Raw genomic sequence first — 14,829 nt, 5'->3', positions numbered from 1 at the left:
GGCCTTTTGCTTCAGTTCTTGTCGGCCGTTGCCTTGGGCTTTTTCGGCTTGGGCAGGGCCTTGGGCTTGGCCGGACGCGGGGGCACGGCCACCAGTTCCAGCTTGGCTTCCTGGCCTTCGCCAACCACGGCGACGGTCACCGTGCCGCCATTGATCAGCTCGCCGAACAGCACCTGGTCGGCCAGGGGCTTCTTGATGTGCTCCTGGATCACCCGGCCCAGCGGGCGGGCGCCCATGCGCTCATCATAGCCACGTTCGGCCAGCCAATCGGCGGCTTCCGGCGTCAGGTTGATCGTGACGCCACGCTCGGCCAGCTGACCTTCCAGCTGCAGCACGAACTTTTCGACGACGCGGCGAACCACTTCACGCGGCAGCGGTGCGAAGGAAATGATCGCATCGAGCCGGTTGCGGAATTCCGGCGTGAACAGGCGGTTGATCGCCTCTTCGTCGTCCCCCTGCTCGCGCTTGCGGCCAAAGCCGATCGGCGCCTTCTGCAGATCCATGGCGCCCACATTGGACGTCATGATCAGGATGACATTGCGGAAATCCACAGACTTGCCGTTGTGATCGGTCAGCTTGCCGTGGTCCATCACCTGCAACAGGATGTTGTAGAGATCGGGATGGGCCTTCTCGATTTCGTCGAGCAGCACCACGCAGTGCGGATGCTGGTCCACGCCATCGGTGAGGAGCCCCCCCTGGTCGAACCCGACATAGCCCGGAGGCGCGCCGATCAGGCGCGACACGGTGTGCCGCTCCATATATTCGGACATGTCGAACCGCAGCAGCTCCACGCCCAGCGTATCGGCAAGCTGCTTGGCCACTTCGGTCTTGCCGACACCGGTCGGGCCGGTGAAGAGGTAAGAACCGATCGGCTTTTCCGGCTCGCGCAGGCCGGCCCGTGCCAGCTTGATGGCCGACGACAGCGCCGAGATCGCCACATCCTGGCCGAACACCACGGTCTTGAGGCTCTGCTCGAGCCCGCTCAGCAATTCGGCATCGGACTTGGACACCGATTTTGGCGGGATGCGCGCAATGGTGGCGATCGTCGCCTCGATATCTTCGACATCGATGATCTTCTTGCGCTTGTCCTCGGTCACCAGCATCTGGCTGGCGCCCGTCTCGTCGAGCACGTCGATCGCCTTGTCGGGCAGCTTGCGGTCGTTGATATACCGCGCGCTCAGCTCCACCGCCGCTTTAAGAGCATCGTCGGTGTACTTGATCTTGTGGAACTCTTCGAAATAGGGCCGCAGGCCTTTGACGATCTCGATGGTATCGGGCACGGAAGGCTCGTTGACATCGATCTTCTGGAACCGGCGCACCAGGGCGCGGTCCTTCTCGAAGAACTGGCGGTATTCCTTATAGGTGGTCGAGCCGATGCAGCGGATCGCCCCGCTCGCCAGAGCGGGCTTGAGCAGGTTGGAAGCATCAAGCGCACCGCCCGAGGTGGCGCCGGCACCGATCATGGTGTGGATTTCGTCGATGAACAGCACCGAGTTCGGGAGCTTTTCCAGCTCCTTCATCACGGCCTTGAGGCGCTCCTCGAAATCACCGCGATAGCGCGTGCCGGCCAGGAGCGAACCCATGTCGAGCGCGTAGATCACGGCTTCCTTGAGCACTTCGGGGACGTCACCCTCGACGATCTTGCGAGCCAGGCCTTCGGCAATGGCTGTCTTGCCCACGCCGGCATCGCCCACATAGATCGGGTTGTTCTTGGACCGGCGGCACAGTACCTGGATGGTGCGGCGCAATTCCGCATCGCGCCCGATCAGCGGGTCGATCTTGCCCTGGCGGGCCTTGTCATTGAGGTTGACGCAGAAATCGGCCAGAGCCGAGCTCTTCTTGGCCTCCGCCCCACCCTCGCTATTGCCTTCGCCGTCCTCAGCACCACGCACCTTGCGCTCCTCGCTGGGACCGGACTTGGTGATCCCGTGGCTGATGAAATTGACCGCGTCCAGCCGGCTCATGTCCTGCTGTTCGAGGAAATAGGCGGCGTGGCTCTCGCGCTCGGCAAAGATGGCGACCAGCACATTGGCGCCGGTGACTTCTTCGCGGCCAGAGCTTTGCACGTGAATGACGGCGCGCTGGATGACGCGCTGGAAGGCAGCGGTCGGCCGCGCATCCTGGCCATTGGCCACGATCAGGCTGTCCAGCTCTTCATTGATGAAATCTTCTAGATCGCTCTTGAGCGCGTCGATATCGACATCGCAACCGGTCAGCACGGCGATCGTCTCACGGTCGTCGGTCAGGGCCAGCAAGAGGTGCTCGAGCGTTGCGAACTCGTGGTTGCGCTCACGCGCCAGGTTCATCGCCTGATGCAGAGCCTTTTCAAGTCCGCGGGAAAATGAGGGCATATGATGTTCCTATTGCTTTTCCATCACGCATTGCAGCGGATGCTGATTTTTGCGTGCAGTGTCCATGACGCGGGTCACCTTGGTTTCGGCAACCTCGTATGGATAGACGCCGCATTCACCCACCCCCTTTTGGTGAACATGCAGCATGATGCGCATCGCCTCCTCGCGTGACTTGTTGAATACATCCTGCAGGACGAGCACGACAAACTCCATCGGAGTATAGTCGTCATTCAGCAAAAGCACGCGGTAGAGATTGGGCCGCTTGGTTTTTGGCCGGGTCTTGGTGATGGTCCCGGTTTCGGTGCTGTTCTTGCCGCCGCCATCCTTGCCGGCATCATCCTCCTTGGGTCCGGCCCAAGCGGGCACGGGCTCCAGACGCAATGCGCCCGGGGCCTCATCGGTCATGGCGAGGAGGTCAATATCGGTCATAGGAAGGCATCTGTCGCAAGAGAAACGAAGCAGCATGGTGGAACCATTATGTAGGCAAAATCAGGCCCGTGTTAAGGGGCAATGCATCGCGTTTTTGTGACGGCCCGAAAAGCCCGGCTATTGGGCTTTCCCGGGGAAATCGGGTTGGCTATCCGGCCGCGCGGCGATGAAAGCGGGCAGCGCCTCGCAGCGCCCGGCAATCTCCACCAGCAGCGGAAAGCGCTCCAGCGGCACGCTGAGCCGCCGCGCCGCGGCGACCTGGGGCACCAGATGCAGGTCGGCCCAACCTGGCTCCTCGCCATAGCAGAAGGGCCAAGCCTGCTCGCGCCGGGCCAGCAAGGCCTCAAGCGCGACAAAGCCCTCGCGCTGCCAATGCTGTACCCAGCCGGCCACATCGGCATCGTCCATGGCATGATCGGCCAGGTAGCGCCGCACCCGGTTGACCGTCAGCGCATGCATTTCGGAGGCTATTGTCGCCCCAAAGGCAATCGAGAGGGCCCGAAGCGCCAGATCAGCCGGCAACAGGGGCCGTTGCGGGAACCGGCTTTCGAGCAGGTCGAGAATGGCCACCGATTGCGTGAAGATCTGCCCATCCAGCTCCAGCGCCGGCATCAAGCCCTGCGGATTGATCGCGGCATAGGCCTCGGCACCAAGCGTAGTGACGCTGACATAATCGTAATCCAGCCCCTTGAGATTGAGCGCGATCCGCACCCGCTCACCCGCTGAATTCTGCCATCGCGTATAGAGTTTCATCGTCCGCTCACCTCGATCCTCCCGCTAGCCTACACCGCCTGCGTGACCATCTCTCCACACTCGTGACAAATTCGGTGGCATTTTACGGAATGGTAACGGCGGGCCAGTACTCTCCAAAAAGGAGAGGATAGACCGGAGTGTTGGGGCACCCCGGAGCCATCCGCCAATCATGTTGTCGCGTACGGGCGCAGAAGCGTCCGATGAAGAAGAGTTGGAGTATCGGGTGGCTTCTCAGGCGAAAACCCCATGGCGTAGCGTCGTTGTCCGCGCCTTTGCCGCAGTCCTCGTCCTGTTTGCGGTCAGCGCCCACGCTGTGGCGCCCGCACAGGCCATTGAAAACCTTCGCAAATATGCCGGTATCGTGGTCGATGCCAAATCCGGCAAGGTGATGTATGAAGAGGCCGCCGATAGCCGCCGCTATCCCGCCTCCGTCACCAAGGTCATGACGCTCTATGTGCTGTTCCAGGAGCTGAGCGCAGGCAATATCAAGCTTTCCACCAAGATGACGGTGTCGCGCTATGCCGCGGCGGCCGTGCCGACCAAGCTGGGCCTGCGCGCCGGTTCGACCATCACGGTGGAAGATGCCATCAAGGCATTGGTAACCCTGTCGGCAAATGACATGGCTCGCGTCATCGCCGAGCATATCTCCGGTTCGGAAGAAAAATTCGCCGAGCGCATGACCGCCACGGCCCGCGCCCTGGGCATGCGCAACACCACCTATCGCAACGCCTCGGGCCTGCCCGATGGCGGCCAGGTGACGACCGTTCGCGACCAGGCCATTCTGGGTATCGCCGTCTACCAGCACTTCCCGAACTATTACGAGTTCTTCCAGACCAAGAGCTTCAGCTACGGCAAGAACACCTATGGCAACCACAATCGCGTGCTGGGCTATATGGGCGCCGTCGACGGCATCAAGACCGGCTACATCAATGCCGCCGGTTCCAACCTGCTGACTGCCGCCCGCCGCGACAACCGCCACATCGTCGTTGTCGCCTTCGGCTTCAACTCCAGCGCCTCGCGTGACGAAAAGGTCCGCCAGCTGGTCGCCAATTACCTGCCCAAGAGCCGCCAGGGCAATTATCTGCAGACCGCCATGATCCCCCAGCCGGGCCGCCAGGGCAATGTGCAGGTCGCCGTGGCCCAGCCGACGCAGCCGGTTTTCGTGGTTCCCATGCCCCTGCCCGGCTTCCGCCTGGCTCAGCTTGTGGCCGCCAATGGCGCCCAGGCCCAGCCGCGTGCCGTGGCGCCCGAAGTGGCCGTCGCCAATGCCGCGCCGGTGCCGCAGCCCATGCCGGCCGATCTGGGCCTGCAGCCCGCCGTCCAGGCCGCCAACATCCTCGCCGCGCCCAGTCAGGCGCCGCAGCCCGCCTATCCCAGCCAAGACGTCATCGGCGCATGGCTGAGCGACACCTATAATCTGGGTGCCCCGCCGACCGCTCTCGGCCAGACGGCGCCTTCCGCCCCGCTCGACATGCAGCCGCCGGCCGATGTCGGCAATCAGGGTGGCCAGCCGGTCGACCTCATGACCTCGGGCTCCGTGCAGGTTGCCGCGGCCGATCCCGTCCCTGGTGGCTGGGTCGTCCAGATCGGCGCCGGTCCCTCGGAAGACAGCGCCCGCGCCATGCTTTCGGACGCGGCCGGCAAGGTCGGTACCCTGGGCGACTTCCGCTCCTATGTGGAACGCTTCGAAAAGAACGGCCAGACCTTCTTCCGCGCCCGCTTCGTCGGCTTCGGCGACCGCGATGACGCGACGGCCATGTGCAATCAGCTCAAGCAGCAGAATCTCTCGTGCCTGGCGATGCAGAGCTGATCGCAAGCCTTACGACAAACGAGCCGGCGGCACGTATCGCCGGCGACAGGGAAGCAAATTGGTGCCTGTGTTTGGAGTAGCCCAATGAGCGAACGTACTGCCCTTGCCGAGCTTGCCAATTTCATTGGCCGTTCGGCCCTGATTTCGGAAGACATGGACGCGCGCAACCGCGTGCTGGCGGGAATGACCGGCCGCATGCTGCCCCGCCGCCGCGGCGTCGGTGACCTGCTCGGCGTGGTCATGGCCCTCTCCGCCCGCACCCGCCGCATGGTGCAGGAGCCGGTCCATATCGATATCGACGTCTTCGCCCCAGGCGGCAAACGTGCCCTGCGCATGAGCTTTGGCAAGCGGTAGGGGTTGGGCCGGCGCGCAGGCTGGCTGCAAGAAGCTTGCACCTATGACGCGGGAATCCACGGCGTCATTCCCGCGCAGGCGGGAATCCACTCTTGGCTTCTTGCTCCATAAGAATGGATTCCCGCCTGCGCGGGAATGACGTGGTGGGGGGTGAGGGCCTGCGAACTCCAACAAAGCCTCATCCACAATCGCTTCCCTCGGACTTGATCCGAGGGCCTTCCGCCACTTGTGCCAGATTGAGAATGGCCCTCGGGTCAAGCCCGAGGGAGATACGGTGGTTGGAAGAGTTAAGTGATATCGCCAAGTAGCGCCCCTCACACCCGCTTGCATTTTTTCGCGATATTTCGCTAGCCTCCGCGTGCAATCCTGTGGAGCCAGCCATGCCGCACTCTTTCGATCCCAGCCTTTCCCGTAAGCTCGAAGCCGGTATCGAAGCCGGCCTGCTTCGCGACTTGCATGCCGTTCTGGTCGGCCATCGCGGCGAATTGGCGCTCGAGCGCTATTATTCGGGTGAGGACCAGAACTGGGGCCAGCCGCTGGGCAATGTCACATTCGACGCCGCAACGCTCCATGACCTGCGCTCGGTGACGAAAAGCGTGGTTAGCCTGCTCTATGGCATAGCGCTGGATCGGGGCCTTGTCCCGCCGGTCGATGCGCCGCTCATGGCGCAATTCCCCGACTATCCGGACCTGGCTGCGGACGCCACCAAGGCCGGGCTCACCATCGAGCATGCGCTGACCATGACCATGGGCCTCGAATGGGACGAGGAGCGCCCCTACACCGACCCGCTCAATAGCGAGATCGCGATGGAAAATGCGCCGGACCGCTATCGCTTCATCCTCGAACGCCCCGTTGTGGCCGAAGCAGGCACGCGCTGGATCTATTCGGGCGGCAGTGTCGCGCTGATCGGAGCCCTCATCGCGCGCGGAACCGGCCAGTCCCTGCCCGATTTTGCTCGCGAGGCGCTTTTCACGCCCTTGGGTATCGATGAATTCGAATGGTCCTCGGGCCCCGATGGCGTGCCGTCGGCGGCCTCCGGGCTGAGGTTGCGTCCGCGCGATCTGCTGCGCATTGGCGAACTCGTGCTCAATTATGGCGAGTTGAATGGGCAGCGCGTGGTTTCCCGCGAATGGATCGAGGCGTCATTGGCACCGGCAATCGGAACCGGCGACGGGCTCGACTATGGCAGGCTGTGGTTTTTGGGCCAGGCGCCAACGCCCGCCCTGCCCGGCGAGCAGAAATGGGCGGGCGGCTTCGGCAATGGCGGCCAGCGCCTCTGGCTGATGCCCGACGCGGGCCTTGCCGCCGTCATCCTGGCGGGCAAATACAATGCCTGGGACGCCTGGGTCACGCCCACGCGCATCTGGCGGGAGATCGTGCTCGCCAATCTTGTGGAGGCGTAGCCCACGGGCCTGTTACGCTTCCGCCGAGGCTGGGGTCCGGGACCCCGCCGGCAGGTTCAGCGCTGCGACCAGGCTCCGGTATTCCTCCCGCGCGCCCACATGTGACAGTGAGGGCGCGCCGCCCAGCAGACTTTCGTCCAGCGGATCGAAAACGGTCAGCCCCATGGGAAAGAGCGAGCGGAAGACGACGCGCTCGGCAATGCCTTCGGCGACGCGGCAGCCGAACCGTGCCGCGATCCGCTCCAGCATGGTCTGGACCTGACGCATGCTGCGGGACGAGAGCATCGAAATGCGGTTGCGCACCAGCACCCAATCGATGGTCTTGCCATCGATGGCCAGCCGCTCCGAGCGCGCCCGCTGCACCAGGCGGGCATAATGGCTCATTTCGCGCGGCTCGCCGGTCACCGGGTCCATGCGGGCCATGACATTGAGGTCGATGAGGCTGTCATTGACCGGAGTGATCAACGTATCGGCCAGGGAATGGGCGAGCCGGGTCAGATTGGTATCGAAGCCCGGCGTATCGATGACGAGGAAATCGGTATCGTGCTCGACTTCGCCTATGGCCTGCCGGAACAGCTCGAATTCGCGCTGGTGGTTTTCCTTGACCGAATCCCCACGCGCCAGCGGCAAATGGAAATGGGTGGGATGGGGCAGGTTCAACCCATGCTTCCGGCTCCAATCGCGCCGGTTGCGCACATAATGGGTAAAAGTCTGCTGGCGGCTATCCACATCGATCGAAGCGACGCGATAGCCCTGATAGAGCAGGTAAATGACCAGGTGAAAGGCCGTGGTCGATTTGCCCGACCCGCCTTTCTCATTGCCGACGACGATGACATGCGGCCCCTGTCGCACGGCAAATCACTCCTGAAACTGCCGGTATTGTCAGTGTTTCGCACGCCCCGGCAAGGGTCGTAGTATCAACAATTGTTTGAAAGGCTCCCTTGAAGGAGCGGCCGGGAATGACGGTGACGAACTAAGCCGCCATGCGGTCGCGTACCGGCAATTGCAGGGCACCCACCAGATTGCGGTATTCCTGCCGCGCACTCACATGCGACATGGATGGGGTGCCGCCCAGCGCCACCTCCTCCAGCGGATCGAATACCGTCATTCCGCTGGCAAAGAGCGAGCGGAAAATCACGCGCTCGGCAATGCCGTCGGCCACCCGGCAGCCAAACCGCGCGCCGATGCGCTCCAGCGTTGCATGCACCTGATTGGCATTGCGCGAGCCCAGCATGGAAATGCGGTTGCGCACCAGTATCCAGTCTATGCTCTTGCCATCGGCCGCCAGCCGCTCCGACCGGGCGCGCTGCACCAGCCGCGCATAATGGCTGGTTTCGATCGGCTCGCCGGTCTCGGGATCGACCCGCGCAAGCACGTTGAGATCGATAAGGCTGTCATTGAGCGGGGTCACCAGCGTATCGGCCATGGTGTGGGCCAGCCGGGTCAGATTGGTATCGAAGCCGGGCGTGTCGATGACCAGATAGTCCACCGTGCCGTCTACCTCGGCAATGGCTTTGCGGAACACGGCCAATTCGGCCTTCTGATTGTCCTTGATGGAATCGCCCCAGGCCGTCGGCAGGTGGAAATGCTTGGGATTGGGAACATTGAGCTCCCGATCCCGCGTCCAGGCGCGCCGGTTGCGCACATAATGGGTAAAGGTCTGCTGGCGGCTGTCCACATCGATGGTCGCGACGCGGTGGCCATGGTGCATCAGATAGATGGCCAGGTGAAAGGCCGTGGTCGACTTGCCCGACCCGCCCTTTTCATTGCCCACCACAATGACATGTGCGCCCTGCCCCATCGCCGTCTCCAAATCACGAGTGGTTAACCGTTGATCAACACATCGGACCGAGATGGTTAACACCCGATTAATGCAGCGATTTCTGTGGGGGATGAGGCCTACTTGCCAATGGCGCCGCGTGACGGCCACTCTGGCGATGTGCCCTTCCACCCCAGGACCCCACCATGATTCTCTTCGGCGGCCGACTTTCCCCATTTGTCCGGCGCGTCACCGTTTCGCTTGCGCTGCAAGGCCGCCCATTCGAGCGTCGCATCGTCAATGTGCTGCAACCCGATTTTGGAGGCATCACCGAAGCAAATCCGCTGGGCCGGGTTCCCGTTCTGCGCCTCGATGACGGCATGGATCTGATCGAGACTTCGGCGATCATCGATTATCTCGACCAGACGGCCCAGCCCGGCACCCGCCTGTTTCCGGAAACCGGCGAAAGCAGGATCGTGGCCCTCCAGACCGCAGGCTATGCCAATGGCGTGTCCGAAAAAGGCGTCGCACTGGTCTATGAGGCCATCCGCCGCCCCGCGGCCCTCCAATGGCCGGATTGGCGCGACCGCCTGAGCCAGCAGATAACGGCAGGCCTGGACCACCTCGAAACCCTTGCCGCCACCGCCGAATGGCCGGCCAATGACCACCCCAAGGGCGCCATCATCGCCATGGTTTGCGCCTATGATTTCATCGCGACGGCGCATCCGGCCCTGACGCGGCAGACCAGACCCGTGCTGGCCGCGCTCTCGGCCAAGGCCAACGCCCTGCCCGCCTTCGCGAATAGCTATCCGGTCATGAGCTGATCAGATCAGCCCCAGCTTCGCCAGGTCCGCGGCCAGCGCCAGAGAATCCGCGTTCTCGTTGGCGCCCAGGTCCGGCGGAGCGTCTTCCGGGCGGAGATAGCGCCAGCCCTGGAAGGGGCGCTTGGGATAGGGCACGGTGCGCACCATGTCGGGGCTCATGATGATGTCGCAGTAATCCTTGCCCTCTTCATCGGTATATTGCGCCAGCCGCAGGATGGGCTGGCGGCAGACGATGGCGCCGGCGATCACCCAATAGATCGAGGAAATGCCTTCCATTTCCTCGGCGCGCTTGGGCCGCATGCGGGTGCGGTGCACATGCACGTCCTCGCCATAGTCGGCACCCCACCAATGGGCCCGCTCGTCGCGATAGCTTTCCAGCTCCTCAAGGCTCGATACCCCGACGCAGAGTTTGACCATGTGGATCATGCGAGTGTCCCCGGTTTCACGCGACCCTGAATCACGTCGATTTCGTCGTCATCCACCACCCAGGGTTCGCGCAGCGCCAGCGCCAGCCAATCCTGGAAAGCTGGCAGACTATAGATGGCCTCGACATAGCCGTTGAGAACATCGGAGACCGGCAGCGCATAGGTGCGGATGCGGGCGGCAACGGGGGCATACATGGCGTCGGCGGCCGTGAAGGCGCCGAACAGGAACGGACCGCCCGAGCGCGCCAAAAGGCCGCCCAGCAGGGTTTCGAGCCGGTGCAGGTCCTTGCCGACGGTGTCGATATTGACCTTGCCGGGATGGGAAGCCCGCAGGTTCATCGGGGCATGGCTGCGCAGCGACTGAAAGGCCGAATGCATTTCCGCACCAGCGGCCCGCGCTTCCGCCCGCTGCCGCAATTCGGCAGGCCAGATGGGCTTTTCCGGGAAGCGGTCGGCCAGATATTCGATGATGGCTATGGTCTCGGGGATAACGAGATCGCCATCGACCAGAACCGGCACCTTGCCGGTGGGAGAACGCACTGCCAGCGTTTCGCGCCAGCCTTCGCCGGAAAGCTGCAGCACTTCATCCTCGAACGGAATCTCGAAATGGCGCAGTACCAGCCAGGGCCGCATGGACCAGGTGGAGTAATTGCGATTGCCGATCAGCAGCTTCATGATTGTTCCGGCCTAGTCTCTATTTGTCGCGTTTCCGAACCGCAAAACCGTTGCCACTTTTGCTGGAAACGCTCCAAGCAAGAAGGGCGCCCTAGTGGCTGGGCGCCCTCCTAAATCGTGTCAGTGAAGAACTCTAGCGGTTAAACGCCAGCAATTACGGAGAAAACCAGTCCCATCGAAAGCAGGCAGACCAAAGTCCAGGTCGCTGCTCGCCACATATTGGCCTTCGGTTGACTTCGCATATATCGCTCCTTGTCAGCCGTTCACTTCCGGGTCCGCAACGCCACTGCAGCGCAGGAGTCACACCCGGTCATGAATCGTTAACTGCGTCATAAATGCTTTGCAAGCGGCGAAGTTGCCACAGTCCACAGGCATGATTCCGAGCTCGGTTAAGGCCGATAAACCCCAATCCACAGCATTTTATCGGGTTTTCCTGACCTCAAAACAGCCCGAACCAGAGCCCCGCAATACCCAGAAATGCGAAGAAGCCGATCGTGTCGGTAATGGTGGTGACGAACACCGCAGAGGCAATGGCAGGGTCTGCCTTGAGCTTATCGAGCGTGATGGGAATCAATATTCCGGCCGTGCCCGCCACGATCAGATTGATCACCATGGCCAGTCCGATCACCACGCCCAATTGCGGATCGGCAAAGCGCAGCCAGGTCACCAGCCCGATCAGCACGGCGAAGATGACGCCATTGGCCAGCCCCACCACCATTTCGCGGGTGATGAGCCGCCGCAGACGGCGCCCATCCAGTTCGCGCATGGCCAGGGCACGCACGGTCACCGTCATGGTCTGCGTGCCGGCATTGCCGCCCATGGAGGCCACAATGGGCATCAGCACGGCAAGGGACACCATCTGCTCGATCGTGCCGTCAAAGAGGCCGATGACGAAGGACACGGCCACGGCGGTCACGAGATTGACGACCAGCCACGGCACGCGGCTGCGCACGGTGTCGACCGTGGTGTCGGAAATATCCTCGTCGCCCACGCCGGCCAGTAGCTTGATATCCTCGTCGGCCTCTTCGTGAATGACGTCCACGATGTCGTCGATGGTCAGGACACCCACCAGCCGCTTGCTCTCGTCGACCACGCCCACTTCGACAAGGTCGTAGCGCTCGAAATCGCGGGCGGCCTCTTCCTGGTCCTCATTGGCATCGACCAGGACCAGATTGGTGTTCATCAGCGATTCGATGGAGGTCGCCCGCTTGGCCCGCAGGAATTTATCGAGCGGAATGGTGCCCAGCACCTGATAGGCGGCATCAACGACATAGATCTGGTAGAATTCGTCAGGCAGGTCCGGCTCGGTGCGCAGATAGTCGATGGTCTGGCCAACCGTCCAGAATGGCGGAATGGCGATGAAATCGGTCTGCATCCGCCGGCCGGCGGATTCCTCGGGAAAGTCGAGGCTTCGCTTGAGACTGAGCCGCTCGAAGGTCGGCAGCTGGGAGAGAACCTCGTCGCGATCTTCCTGCTCGAGATCTTCGAGAATGGCCACCGCGTCGTCGCTGTCCAGCCCCGTCACGCCGCGCGCAATATCGGCATTGGGCAGCTCGTCCATCAGCTCGACGCGGACGCTTTCGTCGACCTCGGTCAGCGCCGAATAGTCGAACCGGTCACCCAGCATGCGCACCAGCGCCAGCCGTTCCTCGGCATCGAGCGATTCGAGCACGTCACCGGCATCGGCGGCGTGCAAGGGCTCCATGACGGCAGCGACATCATCGGCCCGGCCCGCATCCAAATAGGCCCGCAAGCGTTCCAGCCAGAGCGGACTGATCCGGTCTTCCGCATCGCGCAGCGCATCGGGATCTATCCCGGCCTCGGGGCCGGGCGCGGTTTCGGTATCTGTGCTCACTGGAGGCCCTTTGTGTCGCGGGTTTCGGGGGCAAGCCCACCTGTAGCCAATCGGCTTGCGATGCGCCAGACTGGGGGCGGCGTTTTTCGGTCCATAAACACCGGAAAATCAGAGCATTGGGAGGAGAGACCGATGAGCGACGCCGGCGACCTCGATACCGCATTCGAACGCGTGCATGCCCTGGCCCAATCGCGCGACCTGCCGGGCATTACCCGCTCCACCAGCTACGGCACCCCTGCCCTCAAAGTGCGCGGTAAACTCATCGTCCGCCTCAAGGATGCGGATACGCTGGTGCTGCTTTGTCCGGCCGAGCAGAAGACGCTGTTGATGGAAATCTCGCCCGAGATCTATTTCGAGACGGCCCACTATATCGGCTATCCGGCGGTGCTGATCCGCCTGAGCACAATTGCCGATGAAGAACTTTCACTGCGCCTGGAAGATGCCTGGCGCTTCAAAGCCCCGAAAACACTGGCGGCACAGCGCCCGACGCCTGCTCTGGCGACGCGATGACACACGTCCATCGGCTGACAAAAGTGGCTCGATTGACAGCAATTGCCATACAAGCCCCAACTTTGCCCGATTATGCCCGTTAGCTCACCAATGTGTGAAGACCAAGATCAAACAACAAAGGTGATCCCATGTCCAAATTTCTCCTCGCGCCTGCAGCTCTGCTGATGGCCCTTGCCTTGGCAGCCTGTGGCGGCGACGCCCCCGCTGGTGGCGGTACGACCCCGCCGGCCGATACCAGCGCCCCGGCGACCACACCGCCGCCCGCAGAGCCGGCGCCTGCGACGCCCTCCCCATAATGACGAAAAGGCCGCTCCGAGGAGCGGCCTTTTTCTTTGGGACTTGGCGATGAGCCTCAGGATGGACGCCGCGCCAGGACCAGCACGCCCGCAAGCGCAATCATCGCCCCACCCGAAGCTTCGCGGAGACGGCGCACGATGGACGGGTTGGACGCGGCGCCTTCCCGGATGCGCCCAGCGGCAAAAGCCACGACGATATCGGCAAGCGTATTGAGCAAGACCGACACCGAGCCGAGCATGACGAACTGCAGGGCCACATTGCCGGTCGCGGTATCGATGAACTGGGGGATGAAGGCCAGAAAGAAGGCCGCAGTCTTGGGATTGAGCGCCTCGACCAGAACGCCCTCGCGGAACGCCCGCCCTGCCCCGATGGCAGATGCCGCCAGCACGCCACCGGCTGCCGCATTGGCATCGCGCCGGGCAGCCTGAATGGTGCGGATGCCTATCCAGACCAGATAGCCGGCCCCGACCAGCTTGAGCACGGTGAACAGCTCCGCGCTGGCCAGCACGATGGCCGAGACGCCAAGCGCGCCAGCAAGAACGTGGAACATGCCGCCCAGCCCATTGCCGAAGCTGGACGCCACGCCCTCGGCGCGGCCGCCGGCCAGCGTGCGGGCGGCAACATAGAAAATGCCTGGCCCCGGCGTGATGGCGAGCAGCAGGCAGGCCCCGAAATAGAGGGCCAATTGGGTGAAATCGGGCATTATCGCGATCCTGTCGGTATCATATCGGCGACATTGCGGTCGCTGGCACGCTCGCTTTCGGCAAGACCGGCCGCCACCCCGTTCCTGTCGGCCTCGGGACGATTCTGGCTCATCTTGCGCTTACCCTCGATCCGGCTGATCGGCAGGCGGAGTCCGACAATGCCCTTGAGCTGGGAGCGAATATAGTGATCGGGCGCATCGGTAACCGCCCAGGGCTTCTCGCGCGGCTGCTCATGCAGGCTGGTGAGCCGGGAGACCGCGTCCAACAGCCGGTCCTCTTCCTCGAAAAACTCGACCGGGCCATGGGCATGAACGGCCACATAATTCCAGGTTGGAACGACCTTGCCGTGTTCCTGCTTGGCGGCATACCAGGATGGGGTGATATAGGCCTCCGGCCCGGAAAAGATGACCAGGGCATCGCCGATGACCGGCACTTTCCACTGGCTATTGGCCTTGGCCAGATGGCCGTAGAGCACGCCATGCTCGCCCTCGCTATCATCGAGGATCAGCGGCAGCGGCGTGGCCAGCAGGCCCTCCGCGGTGGCGGTTACGAGCGTTGCAAGCCTTGCCTCGCGCATGATCTGGCGCAGGGCGTGGGGATCGTCTTCACGGAATGCGGGTGGCGTGTACATCAGCCATTCCTAGCACTGGATTTTCGCGCTCTCACGCAAAAAGCGCGCG

At 62.8% G+C, this 14,829-nt stretch carries 16 protein-coding genes; 6 read left to right on the top strand and 10 right to left on the bottom strand.

What is annotated here, in order from left to right; translation table 11 throughout:
• Nucleotides 1-11: 11 nt before the first annotated feature.
• The 3 genes from clpA to maiA form a co-directional block, all read right to left on the bottom strand.
• Nucleotides 12-2,351 (bottom strand): ATP-dependent Clp protease ATP-binding subunit ClpA, encoded by a 2,340-nt coding sequence (gene clpA / locus QQL79_RS06625; protein ID WP_284389126.1) that lies wholly within the window; start codon nt 2,349-2,351, stop codon nt 12-14.
• A gap of 9 nt (nt 2,352-2,360) precedes the next feature.
• Nucleotides 2,361-2,756 carry an ATP-dependent Clp protease adapter ClpS gene (gene clpS / locus QQL79_RS06620; RefSeq protein WP_370461245.1) on the bottom strand — a complete coding sequence of 132 codons (396 nt, stop codon included), beginning with the start codon at nt 2,754-2,756 and terminating at the stop codon, nt 2,361-2,363.
• Between the two features lie 141 nt (nt 2,757-2,897).
• Nucleotides 2,898-3,533 carry a maleylacetoacetate isomerase gene (gene maiA / locus QQL79_RS06615; RefSeq protein ID WP_284389121.1) on the bottom strand — a complete coding sequence of 212 codons (636 nt, stop codon included), beginning with the start codon at nt 3,531-3,533 and terminating at the stop codon, nt 2,898-2,900.
• Nucleotides 3,534-3,702: 169 nt separating this feature from the next.
• Between maiA and QQL79_RS06610 the strand changes: the two genes are divergently transcribed.
• From QQL79_RS06610 to QQL79_RS06600, 3 genes are all read left to right on the top strand, one after another.
• The gene (locus QQL79_RS06610) at nt 3,703-5,343 is read left to right on the top strand and encodes an SPOR domain-containing protein (protein ID WP_284389119.1); all 1,641 of its coding nucleotides are present in this window, start codon (nt 3,703-3,705) and stop codon (nt 5,341-5,343) included.
• An 84-nt stretch (nt 5,344-5,427) separates the two neighbouring features.
• Nucleotides 5,428-5,697: a hypothetical protein gene (locus tag QQL79_RS06605; protein ID WP_284389117.1), complete on the top strand. Its 270-nt coding sequence runs from the start codon at nt 5,428-5,430 to the stop codon at nt 5,695-5,697.
• Between the two features lie 380 nt (nt 5,698-6,077).
• Nucleotides 6,078-7,100 (top strand): serine hydrolase domain-containing protein, encoded by a 1,023-nt coding sequence (locus tag QQL79_RS06600; RefSeq protein WP_284389115.1) that lies wholly within the window; start codon nt 6,078-6,080, stop codon nt 7,098-7,100.
• Nucleotides 7,101-7,112: 12 nt separating this feature from the next.
• On the opposite strand, the gene QQL79_RS06595 is transcribed toward QQL79_RS06600, so the two are convergent.
• The gene (locus QQL79_RS06595; protein ID WP_284389113.1) at nt 7,113-7,952 is read right to left on the bottom strand and encodes a division plane positioning ATPase MipZ; all 840 of its coding nucleotides are present in this window, start codon (nt 7,950-7,952) and stop codon (nt 7,113-7,115) included.
• A gap of 121 nt (nt 7,953-8,073) precedes the next feature.
• Nucleotides 8,074-8,901, bottom strand: coding sequence for a division plane positioning ATPase MipZ (locus tag QQL79_RS06590; RefSeq protein WP_284389112.1), 828 nt, complete (start codon nt 8,899-8,901; stop codon nt 8,074-8,076).
• A gap of 164 nt (nt 8,902-9,065) precedes the next feature.
• Between QQL79_RS06590 and QQL79_RS06585 the strand changes: the two genes are divergently transcribed.
• Complete coding sequence (locus QQL79_RS06585) at nt 9,066-9,683, top strand: glutathione S-transferase family protein (protein ID WP_284389110.1); 618 nt, start codon at nt 9,066-9,068, stop codon at nt 9,681-9,683.
• On the opposite strand, the gene QQL79_RS06580 is transcribed toward QQL79_RS06585, so the two are convergent.
• The 3 genes from QQL79_RS06580 to mgtE all read right to left on the bottom strand — a co-directional run bounded on the left by QQL79_RS06580 (nt 9,684) and on the right by mgtE (nt 12,638).
• Entirely contained in the window at nt 9,684-10,109 is a 426-nt protein-coding gene (locus QQL79_RS06580) for a DUF1489 family protein (protein ID WP_284389109.1), read from the bottom strand.
• On the bottom strand, nt 10,106-10,783 hold the full coding sequence (locus tag QQL79_RS06575) for a glutathione S-transferase family protein (RefSeq protein WP_284389107.1): 678 nt from the start codon (nt 10,781-10,783) through the stop codon (nt 10,106-10,108). The genes QQL79_RS06580 and QQL79_RS06575 overlap by 4 nt, the downstream gene beginning before the upstream one ends.
• A gap of 439 nt (nt 10,784-11,222) precedes the next feature.
• The gene (gene mgtE, locus QQL79_RS06570) at nt 11,223-12,638 is read right to left on the bottom strand and encodes a magnesium transporter (protein WP_284389105.1); all 1,416 of its coding nucleotides are present in this window, start codon (nt 12,636-12,638) and stop codon (nt 11,223-11,225) included.
• A 132-nt stretch (nt 12,639-12,770) separates the two neighbouring features.
• On the opposite strand from mgtE, the gene QQL79_RS06565 reads away from it, so the two are divergent.
• Entirely contained in the window at nt 12,771-13,148 is a 378-nt protein-coding gene (locus QQL79_RS06565) for an MmcQ/YjbR family DNA-binding protein (protein ID WP_284389103.1), read from the top strand.
• Between the two features lie 128 nt (nt 13,149-13,276).
• Nucleotides 13,277-13,444 carry a hypothetical protein gene (locus QQL79_RS06560; protein ID WP_284389101.1) on the top strand — a complete coding sequence of 56 codons (168 nt, stop codon included), beginning with the start codon at nt 13,277-13,279 and terminating at the stop codon, nt 13,442-13,444.
• A gap of 56 nt (nt 13,445-13,500) precedes the next feature.
• Here QQL79_RS06560 and QQL79_RS06555 read toward each other — a convergent pair whose 3' ends face one another.
• Nucleotides 13,501-14,148, bottom strand: coding sequence for a LysE family translocator (locus QQL79_RS06555; protein ID WP_284389100.1), 648 nt, complete (start codon nt 14,146-14,148; stop codon nt 13,501-13,503).
• Nucleotides 14,148-14,780: an FMN-binding negative transcriptional regulator gene (locus tag QQL79_RS06550; RefSeq protein ID WP_284389098.1), complete on the bottom strand. Its 633-nt coding sequence runs from the start codon at nt 14,778-14,780 to the stop codon at nt 14,148-14,150. The genes QQL79_RS06555 and QQL79_RS06550 overlap by 1 nt, the downstream gene beginning before the upstream one ends.
• Nucleotides 14,781-14,829 lie beyond the last annotated feature (49 nt).

The sequence above is a fragment of the Devosia yakushimensis genome, assembly GCF_030159855.1.
Classification (GTDB): domain Bacteria; phylum Pseudomonadota; class Alphaproteobacteria; order Rhizobiales; family Devosiaceae; genus Devosia; species Devosia yakushimensis.
This window is presented reverse-complemented; position numbering and strand designations above follow the sequence as displayed.

What these genes read in the sequence shown, in the direction of transcription:
- QQL79_RS06600 (WP_284389115.1), top strand. Translation starts at nt 6,078, where the DNA reads ATGCCGCACTCTTTCGATCCCAGCCTTTCCCGTAAGCTCGAAGCCGGT.
- QQL79_RS06565 (WP_284389103.1), top strand. Translation starts at nt 12,771, where the DNA reads ATGAGCGACGCCGGCGACCTCGATACCGCATTCGAACGCGTGCATGCC.
- clpA (WP_284389126.1), bottom strand. Translation starts at nt 2,351, where the DNA reads ATGCCCTCATTTTCCCGCGGACTTGAAAAGGCTCTGCATCAGGCGATG.
- QQL79_RS06580 (WP_284389109.1), bottom strand. Translation starts at nt 10,109, where the DNA reads ATGATCCACATGGTCAAACTCTGCGTCGGGGTATCGAGCCTTGAGGAG.
- QQL79_RS06590 (WP_284389112.1), bottom strand. Translation starts at nt 8,901, where the DNA reads ATGGGGCAGGGCGCACATGTCATTGTGGTGGGCAATGAAAAGGGCGGG.
- QQL79_RS06610 (WP_284389119.1), top strand. Translation starts at nt 3,703, where the DNA reads ATGTTGTCGCGTACGGGCGCAGAAGCGTCCGATGAAGAAGAGTTGGAG.
- QQL79_RS06585 (WP_284389110.1), top strand. Translation starts at nt 9,066, where the DNA reads ATGATTCTCTTCGGCGGCCGACTTTCCCCATTTGTCCGGCGCGTCACC.
- QQL79_RS06575 (WP_284389107.1), bottom strand. Translation starts at nt 10,783, where the DNA reads ATGAAGCTGCTGATCGGCAATCGCAATTACTCCACCTGGTCCATGCGG.
- QQL79_RS06550 (WP_284389098.1), bottom strand. Translation starts at nt 14,780, where the DNA reads ATGTACACGCCACCCGCATTCCGTGAAGACGATCCCCACGCCCTGCGC.
- QQL79_RS06555 (WP_284389100.1), bottom strand. Translation starts at nt 14,148, where the DNA reads ATGCCCGATTTCACCCAATTGGCCCTCTATTTCGGGGCCTGCCTGCTG.
- clpS (WP_370461245.1), bottom strand. Translation starts at nt 2,756, where the DNA reads ATGACCGATGAGGCCCCGGGCGCATTGCGTCTGGAGCCCGTGCCCGCT.
- QQL79_RS06560 (WP_284389101.1), top strand. Translation starts at nt 13,277, where the DNA reads ATGTCCAAATTTCTCCTCGCGCCTGCAGCTCTGCTGATGGCCCTTGCC.
- QQL79_RS06605 (WP_284389117.1), top strand. Translation starts at nt 5,428, where the DNA reads ATGAGCGAACGTACTGCCCTTGCCGAGCTTGCCAATTTCATTGGCCGT.
- maiA (WP_284389121.1), bottom strand. Translation starts at nt 3,533, where the DNA reads ATGAAACTCTATACGCGATGGCAGAATTCAGCGGGTGAGCGGGTGCGG.